Below are 18,274 nucleotides of genomic sequence, written 5' to 3'. Positions count from 1 at the left end.
CCGCCACCCTCCTCGACTGACCACAACGTCCGAACATCCGGAGGGCCCGCCTCCGATCTTTCGGACGTTAGTTTCGGGCGGTGCACAACGTCCGAACGACCGGAGGGCCCGCCTCCGATCCTTCGGACGTTAGATTCGGGCGGTGCGCAACGTCCGAACAACCGGAGGGCCCGCCTCCGATCCTTCGGACGTTAATTTCGGGCGGTGCACAACGTCCGAACGACCGGAGGGCCCGCCTCCGATCCTTCGGACGTTAGGTGGGGAGGGGGCGGGACCAGGCGAGTTCTTGGTGGAGTTGGCCGGTTTGGGTGAAGAGGCGGACCTGGTGGGTGTGGGGGAGAGCGGCGGCTAGGGCTTGGCGGTCTGCGGGTTGGAAGCCGAGTCGCTGCCAGAAGGGGCCGGATCGGCGGCTGAAGAGCCAGGCTGAGCGCGCGCCCTGGCGAGCTGCCTCGTCCAGGGCGAACCTGGCGAGCGTCGTACCGTAACCGCCGCGGCGGGCATCCGGATGTACGGCGACGCTCCGGATCAGCGCGTGGTCGCGGTCGGTGCTGAGCTCGAACCCGGTACTGCCGATCACCGCGCCGGAGTCGTCGCGGTCGATCCAGACCAGTACGCCGGGATCGTCGAGACCGCTCAGCGTCAGGTCGGCGTCCTTGAGGAACTGCGTCAGTGCTGCCCGATCCTCCGCGGTCACGACCTGGGTCCTCACAGCCTTCAGTCTTTCACCGCCCCGGGGTGACCTCCTGGCTGGGTGACGATGGTGAGATGGGTGAGGTGACGATTCGCTGGGCAGAGGCGGCCGATGACGCGGCGCTGCTGGAGATCGAGCTGACGTCGTGGGACGGTTCGACCGGCTTCCCGTCGTACCTGGAGAGGTTGGACGGCACCTTCTTCGGGCGGAGCGGGCCGGAGGCTCACCTGGTCGCGGAGGACGACGGGGTCGTCGTGGGGTACGTGCGGCTGGAGGACAAATACCCGTTCCCCGAAGGAGCCGGCGTACTGGCGATCAACGGGCTCGCGGTCGCCCCGGCCGCTCGAGGGCGGGGGATCGCGTCGGCCCTGCTCGATGCGGCGACCGAGGAGGCGCGCAGTCGTGGTGCGCGCAAGCTCAGCCTGCACACGTTCAGCACGAACACCGCCGCCCGCCGCCTCTACGCGCGGCACGGCTACGTCGTCGAGGCCACGCACACCGCCGAGTTCCTGATCGACGGCACCCCGACCGACGACCTCGTCCTGGCCAAGACCCTCTGAAGGCGCCGCGCAGGAGCGCGACGCCTTCGGGGGAGAGGTTCCTGACTACGGAGTGACGCCGCGCTTGCGGAGCCACGGGTCGGGGTTGACGGCGGTCTCGCCGCCGAGCAGGACCTCGAAGTGGACGTGCGCGCCGGTTGTGTTGCCGGTCAGGCCGATCGCGCCGACCTTTGTGCCGGCGGTGACGCTGTCGCCGATGGAGACGTCGAACTCGGCCATGTGGCTGTACGACGTGACGGTGCCGTCCGCGTGCCGGATCTTCACCTGGCGGCCGTAAGCACCTTCGAACGCGGCCTGGATGACCTCGCCGGCCATCACCGCACGGACCGGAGTCCCGTACGCCGCTGCGAAGTCGAGGCCGGTGTGGTTGCGGGCCCAGCGGCCGCCGGCCTGGCCGAAGCGAGCGGTCAGGTGGTAGCCGGTGGTCGGCAGGACGACCTTCGGGGCGGCCCTGGCCCTGGCCTTGGCCAGCGCGGCGGCCTTCGCGACCGCGGCAGCCTTCGCCTCGGCGGCAGCCTTGGCCGCGGCGACTGCCTTGGCCTTGGCAGCGGCGTTCCGGGCTGCCTTCGCCTTGGCGGCGGACAGCGCCAGGGCGCGACGCGAAGTCAGGGTGCCCCTGGCCGCGCGCTCCTGGTAGGCCTTCGCCTCGGCGAGCGACAGGTTGATCCGGGATGCGTCCCGGGAGCCGAGGTCACGACGCTCGACTCGGGCTGCGGTGAGAGCGTCGGCCTGTGAGGGGCTCAGTCCGGTGCTCGTGGTGGAGGCCTCGCCCATGGAGGCGGTGAGACCGATGGTGCCCGCGGTCGCGGCGAGGGCGGCGGTGAGACCGACCAGCTGCGTCCGGCGGCTGGTACTTCGTTGCTTGTTACGGGCCTTGGACCGGTGTTTGGCCACAGGGTGAGAGGACACGATGGCCTTTCGTAGCGATCAAGCGCTGTAGGAGGGGATAGCCATCGGGCGGGGTCCTCGACGGCTCAACGACCATAACGACCAGATCACGGTGGCCTCAAACGCGGATTGCGACCGGATCACGGAATTCGGTGACACTGAGCGACTGCCGTCCTCCGCCTTGTACCCGCTCAGGCGTGGCCGCAGGTGCTTGAAACGGCGATCATCGCGTGACCGGGATCACCCGTGAAATGGCGCGGAGGGACCCTCCGGAGCCGCTATAAGGCGTCCACATATTGAGAGGTTTGTCGACCAACTTACTGATCTTTCAAGTTCGTCCCATACTGGGTGAGACCGCAGATTCAGTGGCAAAAGGAGGCGACGGGGATGACGCGCGCACTGCCGTACTACCGCCTCCACATCGACCTGCTGCGGGTCTCCAGCGCACTCTGTCGGCGCTGACCGCACTTCCGCCTGCCCTTCGCACCGCCCGTACGGCGTCCCGCCCGGACGTCAGCGCCGCCGTGCTCGCGTAAGCCTGCCCACCGCCAGGGAGAACACGTGTCGACCACCTCACTCACGTCCGCACAGGACACCGCCGATCCACCGGCATCCGGCGTACCGGCCGATGCCGATCTACCTGTCGTCGCTCGCCGGCATCCATGGCGTTGGGTCGGTGTGGTGGTCGTCCTGACCCTGCTCGCGATGTTCGTGCACGGCCTGGTCACCAACCCTGGCTGGGATTGGCCGACGTTCTTCCAGTTCTTCACCACCCGGACGATCTTCTCCGCGCTCTGGGTGACCATCCAGCTGACCGTGTACGGAACGGTGCTCGGCTTCGCGCTCGGTGCCGTGGTGGCGACGATGCGCCTGTCCAGCAGTCCGTTTCTGCAGGTCGTTGCCTGGGGCTACATCTGGGCGTTCCGGTCGATCCCGCTGATCGTGCAGCTGCTGTTCTGGTTCAACATCGCTTACCTGTATCAGGAACTGAGCCTGGGCATCCCGTTCGGGCCGGAGTTCGTGCACTTCAGTACGAACAACCTGTTCGGGCCGCTGGGCGCCGCCGTACTGGGGTTGGCGTTGCATCAGGCGGCGTACGCGGCGGAGATCATTCGCGGCGGGATCATCTCGGTCGACGCCGGTCAGACCGAAGCTGCCGCTGCGCTGGGGATCCCGAAGCTGCGGCAGTTCTTCCGGATCGTGCTGCCGCAGGCGATGCGGTCGATCCTGCCGAACGGCGCCAATGAAGTGATCAGCCTGTTCAAGGGAACGTCGATCGTCTCGGTGATGGCGATCCCCGAACTCTTCTACCAGGTGCAGGTGATCTACGGCCGGAACAGCCGCGTCGTACCGCTGCTGATGGTGGCGACTGTTTGGTACATCGTAATGACCACGATCCTGTCGATCGCCCAGTTCTACGTCGAACGGCACTTCGCCCGCGGTACGGCGAGGTCGTTGCCGCCGACACCTATCCAGCGGGTACGGCGCCTGCTGGCGGGGGTGACTCGATGAACGCGATGGTGGATATCAAGGGTGTGCACAAGAGCTTCGGGGAGCTCGAGGTGCTCAAGGGAGTGGATCTCGAGGTCCGGGCCGGCACTGTCACGGTGATCCTGGGGCCGTCGGGCTCGGGGAAGTCGACGCTGTTGCGGTCGATCAATCATCTGGAGAAGGTCGATCGTGGGCTGATCCGGATCGATGGCCAGCTGATGGGTTACAAGCGGCGCGGCAACAAGCTGTACGAGTTGCGTGAGCGGGAGATCCTGCACCAGCGTTCGCAGGTCGGGTTCGTGTTCCAGAACTTCAACCTGTTCGGGCATCTGACGGCTTTGCAGAACGTCGTCGAGGCGCCGGTCTCGGCCCAGCGGCGCAAGCGCAGCGAGGTCGAACCGTTCGCCCGCGAACTGCTGGAGCGGGTCGGCGTCGGCGACAAGGCCGATGTGTATCCGCGGCAGCTGTCGGGTGGTCAGCAACAGCGGGTCGCGATCGCGCGCGCACTTGCGCTGCGACCCAAGGTGCTGCTGTTCGATGAGCCAACCAGCGCGCTGGATCCGGAGCTGGTCGGCGAGGTGCTTGATGTGATCAAGGAGCTCGCCCGCGACGGTTCCACGATGGTCGTCGTCACCCACGAGATCGGCTTCGCTCGGGAGATCGCCGACACGGTGGTTTTCATCGACGGCGGCGTGATCGTCGAGTCGGGCCCGCCGCACCAGGTGCTCGACAACCCCGTCCACGAGCGCACGCGCGCCTTCATCTCCAAAGTCCTCTGAGGAAGTTTCATGAGAAATCCCCTGTATGTCGTCCTCGCAGCCGGACTGTTGCTAGCGGCAACCGCCTGCTCGGCTGATCCGACCACGAACGTCTCGGCCGAGACCGGTGGCGTGAACACCTCGGCCGACCAGAAGCGGGTCGAGGTGAAGAAGAACGAGGCCGCGGCCGCGCTGCTGCCGGCGAAGGTTCGCGAGCGCGGCACCCTGATCGTCGGTGGTGGCTACGGCAGCGGGTCCGTGCCGCTCGGCTTCTACGCCGACGACAACAAGACGCCGATCGGGCTCGAGGTCGACATCGCCTACCTGGTGGCCGGTGAGCTCGGGCTGAAGCCGGAGATCGAGGTGACGAGCTGGGAGAACCTGTTCGTCGGCCTGGACTCCGGCAAGTACGACGTCGGGTTCAGCAACATCACGGTGACCGAGAAACGCAAGCAGAAGTACGACTTCGCGACGTACCGCAAGGACGACATCGCGTTCGAGGCGAAGAAGGGTGGCACCTGGAAGGTCGCTGGAGGCAAGGACATCGCCGGCAAGACGATCGCGGTCGGGTCCGGGACGAACCAGGAGAAGATCCTGGTCGACTGGAACGAGGAGAACATCAAGGCCGGGTTGCCGGCGGCAACGATCAAGTACTTCCAGCAGAGCACCGACACCTACCTGGCGCTGAGCTCGGGGCGTATCGACGGTTACTTCGGACCGAACCCGTCGATCGCGTACCACATCCAGACGTCCGGGGAGACGGAGTCGATCGGCAAGTTCTCCGGCGCCGGACCGACGTTGCAGGGGCTGATCGCGGCGACGACGAAGAAGGACAGCGGACTCGTCAAGGCCTACCAGGCGGCGCTGGACGCTGCCATCGCCGACGGCAGCTACGCCAAGGTCCTCGAGCGCTGGAACGTCTCGACGGAGGCGGTCGAGAAGTCCGAGATCAACCCGCCCGGCCTACCGATCACCGATTGAGGACGCCGATCATGCTGAAGAAGATCCTTGTCGGTATTGCACTGCTGTCGCTGGCTGCGTGCGCCGATCCGGTGGCGGAGGCGCCGCCGTCCGATGCCTCAGCGGTGTCCTTCGACACCTCCGGGAAGCAGGCGCACATCACGTCGACGAAGGTCGACGCGATCGCGGCCGAGCTGCCGGAGGCCGTGAAGGCGAGCGGGAAGCTGGTGATCGGCAACGGCTCCGCCGGCGGTGGGCAACCGCCGCTGGGGTTCACGGCCGACGACAACAAGACACCGATCGGTGTCGAGATCGACATCGCCCACCTCGTCGCCAGTGTGCTCGGACTGCAGGCCGAAGTGCAGACGACCAGCTGGGAGAACCTGTTCCTCGGACTGGACTCCGGTAAGTACCAGGTCGGCATCTCCAACATCGGCGTTTCCGAGCTGCGCAAGGAGAAGTACGACTTCGCGACGTACCGGCTCGGTCTGCATGCGTTCGAGGCGAAGACGGGTTCCGGCCTGAAGATCGCCGGTCCGGCGGACATCTCCGGGAAGAAGGTCGCGGTCAGCTCGGGCACGCTCCAGGAAGCGATTCTCCTGGAGTGGAACAAGCAGAACGCGGCCGCCGGGCGTCCGCCGGCTGATCTCAAGTACTACCAGCAGTCCGCCGACACTTTCCTCGCGCTGCAGTCCGGCCGGATCGACTTGTACCTCGGGCCGAACCCGAACGCGACGTACCACGTTGCCACCCAGCACAAGACCGAGATCGTCGGCACGGTGTCGTCCGGCTACCCGATCCAGGGTCTGGTCGGGATCACCACCAAGAAGGACAACGGCCTGGTCAAGCCGCTGGCCGACGCCCTGAACGCGGCGATCGCCGACGGCAGCTACGCGAAGGTGCTGGCCAAGTGGGGCCTCAGCGACGAGGCCGTCCCGAAGTCGTTGGTCAACCCTCCCGGCCTTCCCAAGCCTCCAGCCAAGTAGTGCACGAGTAGGAGAAACATGGCGACCATCGCAACGATCTCCAGCAGCCCGTCGGTACCGTCCCGGACCGACGCCGTCCTCGACTACGTCACCAAGCGTCTGATCAGTCACGGCCACGAGGTCACCCCCATCGTGCTCCGCGACCTGCCGGCCGAGCCGTTGCTGCACGGCGATGCCGACGACCCCGGGATCGCGGCCGCGGTCAAGACCCTGGAGTCGGCCGACGCCGTCGTCGTCACGACTCCCGTGTACAAGGCGGCGTACGCCGGTCTGCTGAAGGTGTTCCTGGACCTGCTGCCGCAGTACGCGTTGAAAGGTAAGACCGTGTTGCCGTTGGCAACGGGTGGGACACCGGCGCATGTGTTGGTGATCGATTACGCATTGCGGCCGGTGCTGAACAGCCTCGGCCCGGGCGCGATCACCCAAGGCTGGTTCGTCTTGTCGTCGCACATCAATCTGTACGACGGTGGTGGCGTCCTCCTCGATCAGGCGGCGTCGGTGCCGCTCTACGAGGTGACCGAAGCCTTCCTGACCGCGGTCGAGGGTGGGGAGCCTGTTGCCAGCCCGCCGGTGCAGTCTGCGGCGATCGAGGTGCTGCGGGCTCGGCCTGAGGATCCGGAGGCTGCACCGCTGCTGGCGGATCTGGTCGTCGAGTACAGCACCCGCTACGGGCGCACCAACGAGAACACCCAGCTAACCGAGGTCCCACCCACCGACTTCCACGCCGACAGCGGCGGTGCCTTCGTCCTCCTCCGGTACGGCGGTCAGACCGTGGCCGGCGGTGCCATTCGCCGGTACGACGATCAGACGGCCGAGGTGAAGCGGATGTGGACCTCGCACCTGCATCGACGCCAGGGACTCGGTCGCCGGGTGCTCGCGGAATTGGAGCAGGCGGCCGCCGATCTCGGCTACCGCAAGCTCTACCTCACCACCGGCCCACGCCAGCCAGAAGCCGCCGGCCTCTACCGAGCCGCCGGCTTCGAACCACAGTTCGACGTCGAGGCCGACCCGGAGTCGATCGGCCCGCTGCCGTTCACGAAGGACCTCACACTCGCCTTAAAGGTGGCCTCATGAGTCGACTGATCACCGCAATCGAGATCGATGGCGCCGGTGGACACCCGGGCGCGTGGCGCGGACCGGAGGTTGATCCGGGAGCGATCCTCACCGGTTCGCTGGCCTTGCGCGCGGTTCAACGTGCCGAGGCCGCCGGGATCGACATCGCCACTTTCGTCGACACGTTGGAAGCACCTGTTGATGAGGTGAGCGTGCGGCTGGACGCCCTCGGCCTCGCGGCCCGCATCGCGCCAGCCACCTCACGCATCGGCCTGCTGCCCACCATCACGGTCACCCACACCGAACCGTTCCACGTGCAGGCCCAGGTCGCGACCCTCGACTGGGTCTCCTCCGGCCGCGGCGGCTGGGTAGCCGACGTCTCCACCTCCACCGAAGCTGCCGCCGTCATCGGCCGTCGCGACCCAGCTCCCGCCGCCGACCTCTGGCGCGAAGCCCGGTACGTCGTCGATGTCAGCCGCCGGCTCTGGGATTCCTGGGACGACGACGCCATCATCCGCGACGCCCCCACCGGCCGCTTCATCGACCGAGACCGCCTCCACTACGTCAACTACGAAAGCCCTACCTTCACCATCAAAGGCCCCTCGATAGTCCCCAGACCCCCACAGGGCCACCCGCTCACGGCAGTGCGGGTGAACACCCCGGAAGCGCTGGAAGCGGCAGGAGACGCCGAGTTGGTGCTGCTGCCAGGGACCGAGAACCTCGCGGAGCGGGTGCAGGCGATCCGAGCAGCCGGCCAGGAGCCGGCCGGCGGAGGACTGCGGCTGCTGGTTTCGGTCGCCGTACTGCTGGATGAGGACGCGGCTACTGCTCACGGGCGGGCTGAGGGTGGGTCGTTCGACTACGTCGGTGGAGTTGAGGGGCTTGCCGGGCTGGTTCGGGAATGGCAGGCCGCTGGGGTGGATGGGGTGCATTTCAGGCCGGCCTCGTTGGAGCTCGACGTACCGGTGATTGCGGAGAAGTTGTTGCCGTTGTTGGGGGTGACGGCGGCTGATCGGCCTGGGACGACGTTGCGGAACAGGTTGGGGCTTGCGCGGCCGGCCAGTCGGTATGCCGAGGAGGGGGCGCGATGACGAAGCAGATTCATCTGGCGGCGCACTTTCCGGGGGTAAACAACACGACGGTGTGGGCCGATCCTGAGTCCCGGTCGCAGATCGACTTCGCGTCGTTCGAGCACCTGGCGGCGACGGCGGAACGGGGGACGTTCGACTTCTTCTTCCTGGCTGAGGGATTGCGGCTGCGGGAGGTGAAGGGGCGGATCCACGATCTCGACGTGGTCGGGCGGCCGGAGTCGTTGACCGTGCTCAGTGCGCTGGCCGCGGTCACGACTCATCTGGGCCTCGCTGCGACCGTGAACTCGACGTTCAACGAGCCGTACGAACTCGCCAAGCGGATCGCCACCCTCGACCACCTGTCCGGCGGTCGCGCCGCGTGGAACGTCGTCACCTCCTGGGATGCGTTCACCGGCGAGAACTTCCGTCGTGGCGGCTACCTGGACAAGGCCGACCGCTACGTCCGGGCGCAGGAGTCACTCCGGATCGTCCGCAAGCTCTGGGATTCCTGGGCCGACGACGATCTCGTACTGGATCAAGAGGCGGGTGTGTTCGCCCGTGAAGGCACTGGGGCCTTTGCGGACGAGGGCGCGCACTTCGGGATCCGCGGTCGCTTCGGATTGCCACCGTCGCCGCAGGGGCGGCCGGTGGTGATCCAGGCCGGTGACAGCGACCAGGGCCGGGACTTCGCGGCCTCCGGCGCGGACGTGATCTTCAGCCGGCACGGTTCGTTCGCGGCCGGGCAGACCTTCTACAAGGACGTGAAGGACCGCCTGGCCAAGTACGGCCGCACCGAGGAGTCGCTGAAGATCATGCCCGCGGTGACGGTCGTCGTCGCCGATACCGACGCCGAAGCAGTCGAGAAGGCTCGCCACATTCGTGAGCAGCAGGTCTCCGGGCCGACCGCGATCGTGCTGGCCGAGCTCATCTGGGGCCGCGACCTTTCGGCGTACGACCCGGACGGCCCACTCCCGACGGAGGATCCGGTCATCGGCTCGAACGTCACTCAAGGCCGGGCCGGCTTCAACGACCCGGCATCGATCATCAAGGAATGGCGCGAGGCCGCCGACGCGAACGGCTGGTCGCTGCGGCAGACGGTGATCAACCAGCAGAACCGGCAGACCTTCATCGGTTCGCCGGAGACGGTCGCCACCGAGATGAACCGCCATGTCCAGGAGAACGCCGCTGACGGTTTCGTGCTGGTCCCGCACCTGACCCCGGGCGGTCTCGACGACTTCGTCGACCGGGTCATACCGCTGCTGCGCGAACGCGCAGTCTTCCGTTCCGAGTACGCCGGTACGACCCTCCGCTCCCATCTAGGGCTGCTGCAATGAGTCAGGTGACCACGATTCACCGCCGCCCGACCGTGGTTTTTGTCGGCGGGGGACCTCGGACGGTCGGCCTGCTCGAGCGGTTCGCGGCCAGTGCGGGCGAGTTGCTCGACGACGGGCAGGTGGAGATCCATGTCGTGGATCCGTTCCCCGCTGGTGGCGGCCGGATCTGGCGGCGCGAGCAGTCCCGGCTGCTCTGGATGAACTCGATGACCTCGGACGTCACGATCTTCACCGACGAATCCGTCGAGTGCGAAGGCCCGATCCGGCCGGGTCCCGATCTCGCGACGTGGGTTGCCGGTGCAGGCGCGACCATCCTGGAGCGAGCCGGGATCGAGCAGCCCGGCCCGATGGATTTCCCGCCACGACTGGTCCAGGCGGAGTACCTGTCGTGGGTGTGGGAGCGGGTCGTCCGTGACCTACCGGCCACGGTGACCACGCATCTCGAGCGGGCGGTCGAGCTGACCCCCGACCAGCGCGTGATCCTCGCGTCGGGCCACGAGATTCAGGCGGACCTCGTCGTACTGGCTCTCGGGTATCTCGATCGGTTGCCCACGGCATCGGAAACCGCCTGGGCCGCGAGAGCTTCGGAGGCTGGTCTGACCTACATCCCACCCGGCTACACCGCCGACGTCGACCTGGGCGGTCTGCAACCCCGCGAACGCGTCATCGTCCGCGGCTTCGGTCAGGCCTTCATCGACCTGATGGTCCTACTCACCGAGGCCCGCGGTGGCTGGTACGACGAACATGACGGACTGCTCACGTATCACCCGTCCGGCGCCGAACCGATCCTGTACGTCGGCTCGCGGCGAGGCGTGCCGTATCACGCGAAACTCGGTTACACCGTGGCCGGAACCAAGCCGGTGCCGACGCGCTACCTGACCAAGGACGCACTCGATGCCCTGGGTGATGGAGTGCTGGATTTCGACCGTCAGATCCAACCGTTGATCGACAAGGAACTGGCCTTCGCGCATTACCAGCAGCTGTTCACCGCGCACCCCGAACGCACTCGCTGGGAATGGACGCTCTTCCGGGATGTCCTCGACCGATCGTTGCCCGACGCACCGGATTTCGTGGCCGCGGTGGAGACCGCCGTACCGGATCCGTTGGATCGGTTCGTCCGGTCGGCCGTGGATCGGCCGTTGCATGGACGGTTCTTCGAGGACTGGTACACGTTCGAGCAGTTCCTGACCGAGTTGATCGAGACCGACCTGTTGCGCCGCGCCAACCCGGAGTACTCGGCCGATCTGGCGGTCTTCAACGCGTTGCTGAGCGTCTACAGCGTGCTGTCGGTTGCCATCACCGAGGGCAGGCTGTCGGACGAGGATCGGGTTCGCCGGGTCGAGACCGAGTGGCACGGGTTCTTCTCGTTCGTCGCCAGCGGTCCGCCGCCGCGTCGGCTCGAGGAGCTGCTCGCCTTGCACCGGGCCGGAATCGTCCGGTTCGCCGGACCTGATCTGGAAGTTGCCATCGACAACGATCACTTCGTGGCGCAGTCCCCGGCAGTCCCGGGCAAGATCCAGGCCCGCGCCTTTGTCGAGGCTCGGTTGCCGCGGCCCGACGTACTGGCTGCCACGGATCCCTTGCTACGTGGGCTGCTTGCGGACGGGACGCTTGCGGCCGACGAGTTGTTCGCCACGGACGGGACGAGTCTCGGTGGTGGTCAGCTGAAGGCGGACGCGCAGAGTCGCGCGATCCGCGCTGACGGTTCGGTCCATCCGCGGTTGTTCCTGCTCGGGCCGTCGGTCTCCGGTTCGGCGGGCTCGTCCGGTTTCTCCCGCCCGCACTTCAACGGTCCCGGCTTCCGGCAGAACGACGCCGTCGCCCGGAATCTCCTGACCTTGCTCGCACCCGCCGTACGGAAGGAAGAACGTCATGCCAGTTGAGTTCCTGGGCATCGCCGGGACCAACCCGGCCAGTGAGGTCGAGCCGCGCACCGGTGGTGCGCTCGATCTGGAGTACACCGCGAAACTGGCCCGCGCCCACGAGGACAACGGCTGGGACCGGATCCTGTTCGCGTACCACTCGGGGTCACCCGATCCGGCGCAGGTCGCGGCGTACGTGGCCGGCCGGACCGAGCGGATCAACCTCGTCGTCGCGCACCGGCCGAACGTCGCCTACCCGACGCTGACCGCGAAGACCTTCGCGACGCTGGACCACATCAGCGGTGGGCGTTTCGAGGTGCACGTCATCACCGGTGGGTCGACCGCGGATCAGGCTGCCGAGGGTGACTTCCTCAGTAAGGACGACCGGTACGGGCGGACGCAGGAGTTCATCCAGATCCTCAAGCAGGCTTGGACGTCGGACGAGCGGTTCGACTTCGCGGGGAAGCACTACCAGTTCGAGCAGTTCGTCGCGGATATCAAGCCGCTGCAGCAGCCCCGGCCGCGGATCTCCTTCGGTGGCTCGTCGGCCGCCGCGTACGCCGTCGGTGCGGCCGAGGCGGACATCTTCGCGCTCTGGGGTGAGCCGCTGGCCGGGACGCGCGAGCAGTTGGCCACGATCGAAGCCGAGGCTTTGCGTGCCGGACGGGTTGATCGGCCGACCATCCAGATTGCATTCCGGCCGATCATCGGCGCGACCGAGGAGCTCGCGTGGGAGAAGGCGGAGCGCATCCTGGGCCGGATCAAGGACGTTCAAGCGGGCGGTGTGAGCCGACTTCGCTCCAAGAACCCCGAGAACGCCGGCTCGCAGCGGCTGCTCAAGGCCGTGGCTGAGGGTGAGCGGCACGACCGCGCGCTGTGGACCGGGCCGACCGGTCTGACCGGCGGTGGCGGCAACTCGACCGCACTGGTCGGCACGCCGGACACGATCGCCGCTGCGCTCCTGGACTACTACGACCTCGGCATCCGGATCTTCTCGGCACGCGGCTACGACATCTACGACGACGCGGTCGACTTCGGACGCTACGTCATCCCGCTCGTCCGGTCCGAAATTGCGCACCGCGAATCCCGGAAGGACCTGGCCTCATGACTGTTGTCTCGGACTTGGAGCAGGACTGGCACACGTGGCATGCGGCGCGTGAGCAGGATCTGAACACGGACTACGGCTGGCTGACGATCGTCGGGTTCGACTGGCTGGGGGATGAGCCCACGGCGCTGGCCGGACTGCCAGGAGAGTGGTGGGTGGCCGACGGGCGGGCGCATGTCACGGCTGACGGCTCGTTGACGCTCAATGGCTCGCCCGTGGTTGGGACTGTGTCGGCAACAGTTGCTGAGGCTGGTTCGCTCAGCTGGCTGCTGTTCGGCAACCGGCTGGTCGAGCTGGTGCTGCGGGGAGGCCGGTATGCCGTCCGCCAGCGCGACCCGGGCGCTGCGACACGACAGGGGTTCACCGGCGTACCGACGTACCCGCTGGATCCGGAGTGGGTCGTGCGCGGCTGGTACACGCCGTACGGCGCTCCCGAGCGGGTCGAGGTGTCCACCGCGCGCGATGACTTGCGCCAGCACGTCACTGCGGTCGGTACGGTCCACCTGGCGCTGGGCGATGCGGCGTACGAGCTGGTGGCCACGGCTGCCTCGGACGGGCGGCTCTCGCTGTCGTTCCACGACGCGACGAACGGCTCCGAGACTGCGCCCTGGCGCACTGTGACCACAGGTGTGGTGGAACGCGACGGGTCGGTGCTGATCGACTTCAACCGTGCGATCAACTTGCCGTTCGCCTTCACTGCCTTTGGGACCTGCCCTGCGCCGGTGACGGGCAACCGGCTCGGACTGCCGGTCGCGGCCGGTGAGAAGAAGGTCCGGTGAAGTTCTGTACCTACACCCTGATCGACAACTCCCCGGACCCGATCAGTGGTGTGCAGCTGACGACGTACGAGCGTTTTCAGCACGTGGTCCGGCAGGCGCAGTGGGCCGAGGAGCTGGGCTTCGACGGGTACGGCGTGGGTGAGCGGCACGCACAGCGGTTCATCTCGTCGTCCCCGCCGGTGGTGCTGTCCTATCTGGCCGCAGTGACGTCGCGGATCCGGCTGCTGACGACGGTGACCGTGCTGTCGTTGCTGGACCCGGTGCGGGTGGCTGAGGACTACGCGACGCTGGACCAGCTGTCCGGTGGGCGGCTGGACATCATCATCGGCAAGGGGAACGACCCGGACCAGAACGCACTGTTCGGGTACGACCTGGACGGGCAGTGGGACCGGAACCGGGAGAAGTACGAGCTGCTGCGGCGGCTGCTGCGGGAGACCGGGGTGAGCTGGTCCGGGGCGTACCGGCCGGAGCTGGTGGACGCGACCACGCAGCCCCGACCGTTTCGACCTTCAGGTATCCCGCTGTGGCACGGGTCTGCGTCCTCGGAGGAGTCCACCGAGCTGGCGGCCCGCTTCGGCGACCCGCTGTTCTCCGCGAACGGCTTCCACCCGTTGGCGAAGTACGCAGGTCTGATCCGGCACTACCGGGAGCGCTGGGAGGCGTACGGCCACGATCCGGCCGATGCGGTGGTCGGGGCGGGCTTCAACGGGCTCTACGTCCGCAAGAGCTCTCAGGACGCGCTGGAGGGCTACCGGCCGATCTTCGACGCGTTCATGGACTCACCTGGTGCGCGCCACAACCAGCTCCCGTTCAAGACGCTGGAGGAGTTTCTCGAGCAGGGGTCGGTGCTGGTGGGGTCGCCGGAACAGGTGATCGACAAGTTCGGCCGCTACCAGGAGGCGTTCGGGCATGACCTGTCCGGCGTCTCGCTGGAGGTGCCGGGTCTCCCCGAGGCCGAGAACCGCGCCTCGGTGGAGACCTTCGTCACAGACGTGATGCCGGTACTGCGTTCGTCGTACCCCTCGCGGGTCTGGACTTAGCCGCCTTCTTTAGCCGTAGGTCGGGTGCTGTGGCCAGCCGGCGGGGGAGTCCTCCCACTCCTCCTGCCGGCCGTACGGCGCCAGGTCGAGGATGTTGTTCTCGAACAGCAGCCGGTCGACCCCACGCGAGTAGGTGGAGTACGTCCGGTAGACGGTGTCGCCGTCCCGGAGGAAGACGCTGAGCAGGAAGCCGCCACCGGCGCCTGAGTCGGCGGAGAACGTCGTACCGGCCGAGGACGCATACCGGACGGTCCAGCCCATCTGCTCCCAGTAGCCCGTCATCTGGGCCAGCGGCATGTCCGAGACGGTCGCCCAGGCCACCCCGCGCTTGGCCAGGCTGCTGAGGTCAGGCACGTTCCTGGTGAAGCCCGTGCAGCCGGGGCAGAAGTGATCCGGGCCGTTGTTCATGAACTGGTAGAGCGCGAGCTGCTGCTGGTCGCCGAACAGCTCCAGCAGTGTCACCGGACCGGTGGGCGACTCGAACGTGTAGTCGTCGAACCGGACCATCGGCAGCCGTCGGCGTTGGGCCGCCAGCTTGTCCTGGGCCCGGGTCGCCGCCTTCTCGGCCGCGAGTAGCTCAGCTCGCGCCTTCTCCCACTCTTCGGCCGAGACCACTGTCGGTAGCGCGGTCATCTCGTCGTCCTCTCGTTGTGCCGGTGTCTACCTGTACGACGGAGCCGAGTCGCCGTTCTCGACATCGGGGTCCTGGTCAAAAGCACTACCCAGGACCCGGTATGATTTCCGAGTCGGACAGAGGGGGGCACACAGTGCGCCTGGCTCGATTTCACATCGAGGCGGCAGACCGTGTAATCTCTCTCCTCGGCCCGCCCCTTTAGCTCAGTCGGCAGAGCGTCTCCATGGTAAGGAGAAGGTCTACGGTTCGATTCCGTAAAGGGGCTCGAAGATCGACAACTCATCCGGTTCGCCGGATGAGTTGACGAACTCACCCGGCGGGGTAGCTCAGGTGGTTAGAGCACACGGCTCATAATCGTGGTGTCGCGGGTTCGACTCCCGCCCCCGCTACCCACCAACGCAGTACCTGAGAGTGCGATCACCCAAGTTGCGCACTCCTGATCAGAAGAGGCAGTAGTGGCTAAGTCAACCGACATCCGCCCGAAGATCACGCTGGCGTGCACGGTCTGCAAGGAGCGCAACTACATCACCAAGAAGAACCGGCGTAACGACCCGGACCGTCTGGAGATGAAGAAGTACTGCGCGCGCTGCAACGACCACACGGACCACCGCGAGACCCGCTGACCTCAGCAGTCTTTTGCGAGGGCCGCTCCGGGAAACCGGGGCGGCCCTTTCGCTGTTGCTAGACCGTCACGATCGGACGGCCGGCCTCGTACGCCGCCAGTCGCTCGTCGCGCGGTGTCAGGCAGCAGGAGCCGCAGAGCGCTCCGTCGCCGGACTCGCTCGTGTAGTAGAGGCAGCAGGTCTTCCGTAGGTAGACCAGCTTCCCGCCGGCCAGCTCCACGTCGCCCAGCTTGTCGAGCCCGGCCGGAGCCTTCGCTGCGAACGTCTGCCAGCGCTCTAGCAGGAACCCCGGGTCGATCGACTCCTCCTCCCGGGTTGCCGCGCAGAACGCCATGGCGCAGCCAGCCGCCACTCCACCGTGCAGCTGGCGCAGACCGGCTCTGGTCCGGCGGTGCAGCTCCTCCGACAGCGGGAGGAGGTGCTGACGCAGCACTACGTCGTACAGGGTCTCCAGACCGCCGGGGAGGTAGTCGGCGGACCCGATGGCGACTGCGGCCAGCCCGTGGCCGTCGTGTGGTCTCACCCACAGATTGTGCGGCCGGATGTCCAGGACGTGGCCCTCGAGGGCCCAGAGGAGCAGTGCGGCTGCTGGTGCGCGCCCGGCGTAGAAGGAGATCAGGCTCAGCGCGTTCGCATGCGCCGAGACGTGCCCGCTCGCGTCGTTGTCCCGCTTGAGCAGCTCGGTCAGCTCCGGACCGTCCTGCTCTAGGACGTGGTCCACCCGCAGCCACTCCGGACCGCTCGGCGTACCGATCTCCAGCTTGTAGCGGGGCGCGTACCTGGCCAGCGCCGTTACTGCCGTCACGTTCGACCTTCCCCAGTCGGGTCTCAGTATTCCCGGGTGGCGGCGCCGGGCGTCCTAGTGTGCCAGTAGGCTCTGGCGATATGACCATCGACGCCACCATGGTCGGCCGGAGCTACGCGGCCGCCGAGAGCTATCAGGTCGGCCGGGAGAAGATCCGGGAGTTCGCCGCCGCGATCGGCGACGACAACCCGGCGTACACCGGCGACGACGCGGTGGCACCGCCGACGTTCGCGTTCATGCTCGGCAGCCGGGCGCTGGAGCAGCTGCTGAACGACGAGGAGCTCGGGCTGCGGCTCGACCGGATCGTGCACGGAGCGCAGAAGTTCAGCTACACCCGCCCGATCAAGGCCGGTGACGACATCGCCGCGACCGCGACCATCACCACCGTCCGCAAGGCCGGTGACGTCGAGGTGATCATGTACGAAACCGCCCTCACCACGGTCGACGGCGAGCCGATCGCCACCTCGACCTCCACGATCTCGCACAACCGGGCGGACGCATGAAGGCTATCTCCGCGGGTGAGGTCCTCCCCTCGCTGACCGTGACGTTCCGGCGCGAGGACCTGGTCCGGTACGCCGGTGCCAGTGGCGACTTCAACCCGATCCACTGGAGCGACCGGATGGCGGCGGCCCTCGGTCTGCCCGGCGTGATCGCGCACGGCATGCTGACGATGGCCTCCGCGGTTCGCGTGGTCACCGACTGGCTGGACGACCCGGCCGACCTGGTCGAGTACGGCGTACGGTTCACCAAGCCGATCGTCGTACCGGATGACGCCGACGGAGCCGAGGTCACCTTCTCCGCCAAGGTGGACAAGGTCGCCGACGGGCTCGCCGAGTTCGACATCACCGCGATCTTCGGCGGCGAGAAGGTCCTCGGCCGGTCCCGGGCGGTCGTGCGCGTCTCGTGAGAACCCAGGTACCACTGGCCGGCTTCACCACCCTGCGGATCGGCGGGCCGGCCGACAAACTCGTCGAGGTGACCACCGAGGACGAGCTGATCACCGCCGTCCGGGACGCCGACGCGGCCGACGAGCCCGTCCTGCTGCTTTCCGGCGGCAGCAACGTCGTGATCGGCGACGACGGCTTCCGCGGCACCGTGATCAAGGTCGCCACCAAGGGCATCAAGGCCGACGCCGACGCCTGCTCCGGCGCGATGGTCCACATCCAGGCCGGCGAGGACTGGGACGCCGTCGTCCAGCGCGCGATCACCGAGGAGTGGAGCGGCCTCGAGTCGATGTCCGGCATCCCCGGCCTGACCGGCTCGACCCCCGTCCAGAACGTCGGCGCCTACGGCCACGAGGTCGCCGAAACGATCGCCTCGGTCCGCGTCTGGGACCGGGCCGAGTCCCGGATCCGCACCATCTTCGCCGCCGACTGCGGTTTCGCGTACCGGTCGTCGATGTTCAAGTCCGCTCCGGAGCGCTTCGTCGTACTGGAGGTCGCCTTCCAGCTGAAGCTCGGCAACCTCTCCGCCCCCATCGGGTACGCCGAACTCGCCCGCGTCCTCGACGTCGACCCGGACACCCGCGCCCCCATGACCGAGGTCCGCGAAGCCGTCCTGACCCTGCGCCGCAGCAAAGGCATGGTCCTCGACCCGGCCGACCACGACACCTGGAGCGCCGGCTCCTTCTTCACC

At 67.3% G+C, this 18,274-nt stretch carries 21 protein-coding genes and 2 tRNA genes; 19 read left to right on the top strand and 4 right to left on the bottom strand.

Translation table 11 applies throughout. From position 1 onward, the window contains the following. Window positions 1-253 precede the first annotated feature (253 nt). On the bottom strand, window positions 254-709 hold the full coding sequence (locus tag E1261_RS31040) for a GNAT family N-acetyltransferase (RefSeq protein ID WP_202875176.1): 456 nt from the start codon (window positions 707-709) through the stop codon (window positions 254-256). A 56-nt stretch (window positions 710-765) separates the two neighbouring features. On the opposite strand from E1261_RS31040, the gene E1261_RS31035 reads away from it, so the two are divergent. Continuing rightward, entirely contained in the window at window positions 766-1,251 is a 486-nt protein-coding gene (locus tag E1261_RS31035; protein WP_132412834.1) for a GNAT family N-acetyltransferase, read from the top strand. A gap of 45 nt (window positions 1,252-1,296) precedes the next feature. On the opposite strand, the gene E1261_RS31030 is transcribed toward E1261_RS31035, so the two are convergent. Next, window positions 1,297-2,145 carry a M23 family metallopeptidase gene (locus E1261_RS31030; RefSeq protein WP_132412832.1) on the bottom strand — a complete coding sequence of 283 codons (849 nt, stop codon included), beginning with the start codon at window positions 2,143-2,145 and terminating at the stop codon, window positions 1,297-1,299. A 381-nt stretch (window positions 2,146-2,526) separates the two neighbouring features. On the opposite strand from E1261_RS31030, the gene E1261_RS47175 reads away from it, so the two are divergent. The 12 genes from E1261_RS47175 to E1261_RS30975 all read left to right on the top strand — a co-directional run bounded on the left by E1261_RS47175 (window position 2,527) and on the right by E1261_RS30975 (window position 14,577). After that, window positions 2,527-2,601, top strand: coding sequence for a putative leader peptide (locus tag E1261_RS47175; RefSeq protein ID WP_355460830.1), 75 nt, complete (start codon window positions 2,527-2,529; stop codon window positions 2,599-2,601). 99 nt (window positions 2,602-2,700) lie between these two features. Continuing rightward, on the top strand, window positions 2,701-3,651 hold the full coding sequence (locus E1261_RS31025) for an amino acid ABC transporter permease (RefSeq protein ID WP_132412830.1): 951 nt from the start codon (window positions 2,701-2,703) through the stop codon (window positions 3,649-3,651). Between the two features lie 5 nt (window positions 3,652-3,656). Then, complete coding sequence (locus E1261_RS31020) at window positions 3,657-4,409, top strand: amino acid ABC transporter ATP-binding protein (RefSeq protein WP_165952712.1); 753 nt, start codon at window positions 3,657-3,659, stop codon at window positions 4,407-4,409. A 9-nt stretch (window positions 4,410-4,418) separates the two neighbouring features. Next, the gene (locus tag E1261_RS31015) at window positions 4,419-5,369 is read left to right on the top strand and encodes an ABC transporter substrate-binding protein (RefSeq protein ID WP_132412826.1); all 951 of its coding nucleotides are present in this window, start codon (window positions 4,419-4,421) and stop codon (window positions 5,367-5,369) included. Between the two features lie 11 nt (window positions 5,370-5,380). Beyond that, window positions 5,381-6,334 carry an ABC transporter substrate-binding protein gene (locus tag E1261_RS31010; RefSeq protein WP_132412824.1) on the top strand — a complete coding sequence of 318 codons (954 nt, stop codon included), beginning with the start codon at window positions 5,381-5,383 and terminating at the stop codon, window positions 6,332-6,334. Between the two features lie 18 nt (window positions 6,335-6,352). Then, a complete protein-coding gene (gene ssuE, locus E1261_RS31005; protein ID WP_132412822.1) occupies window positions 6,353-7,408 on the top strand; it encodes an NADPH-dependent FMN reductase in 1,056 nt (351 codons plus the stop codon). Beyond that, entirely contained in the window at window positions 7,405-8,478 is a 1,074-nt protein-coding gene (locus E1261_RS31000) for an LLM class flavin-dependent oxidoreductase (RefSeq protein ID WP_132412820.1), read from the top strand. Before ssuE ends, E1261_RS31000 begins: the two co-directional genes overlap by 4 nt. Continuing rightward, the gene (locus E1261_RS30995; protein WP_132412818.1) at window positions 8,475-9,791 is read left to right on the top strand and encodes an NtaA/DmoA family FMN-dependent monooxygenase; all 1,317 of its coding nucleotides are present in this window, start codon (window positions 8,475-8,477) and stop codon (window positions 9,789-9,791) included. The genes E1261_RS31000 and E1261_RS30995 overlap by 4 nt, the downstream gene beginning before the upstream one ends. Before the next feature lie 5 nt (window positions 9,792-9,796). Continuing rightward, the gene (locus E1261_RS30990) at window positions 9,797-11,674 is read left to right on the top strand and encodes an FAD/NAD(P)-binding protein (RefSeq protein WP_238176537.1); all 1,878 of its coding nucleotides are present in this window, start codon (window positions 9,797-9,799) and stop codon (window positions 11,672-11,674) included. Continuing rightward, window positions 11,664-12,761 (top strand): LLM class flavin-dependent oxidoreductase, encoded by a 1,098-nt coding sequence (locus tag E1261_RS30985; protein WP_132412814.1) that lies wholly within the window; start codon window positions 11,664-11,666, stop codon window positions 12,759-12,761. The genes E1261_RS30990 and E1261_RS30985 overlap by 11 nt, the downstream gene beginning before the upstream one ends. Further along, window positions 12,758-13,537 carry a DUF1684 domain-containing protein gene (locus E1261_RS30980; protein WP_132412812.1) on the top strand — a complete coding sequence of 260 codons (780 nt, stop codon included), beginning with the start codon at window positions 12,758-12,760 and terminating at the stop codon, window positions 13,535-13,537. Before E1261_RS30985 ends, E1261_RS30980 begins: the two co-directional genes overlap by 4 nt. Further along, a complete protein-coding gene (locus tag E1261_RS30975) occupies window positions 13,534-14,577 on the top strand; it encodes an LLM class flavin-dependent oxidoreductase (protein WP_132412810.1) in 1,044 nt (347 codons plus the stop codon). Before E1261_RS30980 ends, E1261_RS30975 begins: the two co-directional genes overlap by 4 nt. Window positions 14,578-14,586: 9 nt before the next feature. On the opposite strand, the gene E1261_RS30970 is transcribed toward E1261_RS30975, so the two are convergent. Beyond that, window positions 14,587-15,210, bottom strand: a complete 624-nt coding sequence (locus E1261_RS30970; protein WP_132412808.1) for a DUF899 family protein — start codon at window positions 15,208-15,210, stop codon at window positions 14,587-14,589. A gap of 193 nt (window positions 15,211-15,403) precedes the next feature. Here E1261_RS30970 and E1261_RS30965 point away from each other — a divergent pair. The 3 genes from E1261_RS30965 to rpmG all read left to right on the top strand — a co-directional run bounded on the left by E1261_RS30965 (window position 15,404) and on the right by rpmG (window position 15,834). Then, a tRNA-Thr gene (locus E1261_RS30965) sits at window positions 15,404-15,476 on the top strand. Between the two features lie 50 nt (window positions 15,477-15,526). Next, window positions 15,527-15,600, top strand: a tRNA-Met gene (locus E1261_RS30960). Window positions 15,601-15,666: 66 nt separating this feature from the next. Next, on the top strand, window positions 15,667-15,834 hold the full coding sequence (gene rpmG / locus E1261_RS30955; RefSeq protein WP_012923742.1) for a 50S ribosomal protein L33: 168 nt from the start codon (window positions 15,667-15,669) through the stop codon (window positions 15,832-15,834). Window positions 15,835-15,892: 58 nt separating this feature from the next. On the opposite strand, the gene E1261_RS30950 is transcribed toward rpmG, so the two are convergent. Continuing rightward, on the bottom strand, window positions 15,893-16,639 hold the full coding sequence (locus tag E1261_RS30950; RefSeq protein ID WP_132412806.1) for a (2Fe-2S)-binding protein: 747 nt from the start codon (window positions 16,637-16,639) through the stop codon (window positions 15,893-15,895). 80 nt (window positions 16,640-16,719) lie between these two features. Here E1261_RS30950 and E1261_RS30945 point away from each other — a divergent pair, with 80 nt between their 5' ends. The 3 genes from E1261_RS30945 to E1261_RS30935 form a co-directional block, all read left to right on the top strand. Continuing rightward, window positions 16,720-17,142 carry an FAS1-like dehydratase domain-containing protein gene (locus E1261_RS30945; RefSeq protein WP_132412804.1) on the top strand — a complete coding sequence of 141 codons (423 nt, stop codon included), beginning with the start codon at window positions 16,720-16,722 and terminating at the stop codon, window positions 17,140-17,142. After that, window positions 17,139-17,546, top strand: coding sequence for a MaoC/PaaZ C-terminal domain-containing protein (locus tag E1261_RS30940; RefSeq protein ID WP_132412802.1), 408 nt, complete (start codon window positions 17,139-17,141; stop codon window positions 17,544-17,546). The genes E1261_RS30945 and E1261_RS30940 overlap by 4 nt, the downstream gene beginning before the upstream one ends. Beyond that, window positions 17,543-18,274 (top strand): UDP-N-acetylmuramate dehydrogenase (locus E1261_RS30935; protein WP_132412800.1); only part of this gene is annotated, 732 nt, incomplete at its 3' end. The genes E1261_RS30940 and E1261_RS30935, both read left to right, overlap by 4 nt.

It is taken from the genome of Kribbella albertanoniae (genome assembly GCF_004348455.1).
In the GTDB taxonomy this organism is placed as follows: Bacteria; Actinomycetota; Actinomycetes; order Propionibacteriales; family Kribbellaceae; genus Kribbella; species Kribbella albertanoniae.
This window is presented reverse-complemented; position numbering and strand designations above follow the sequence as displayed.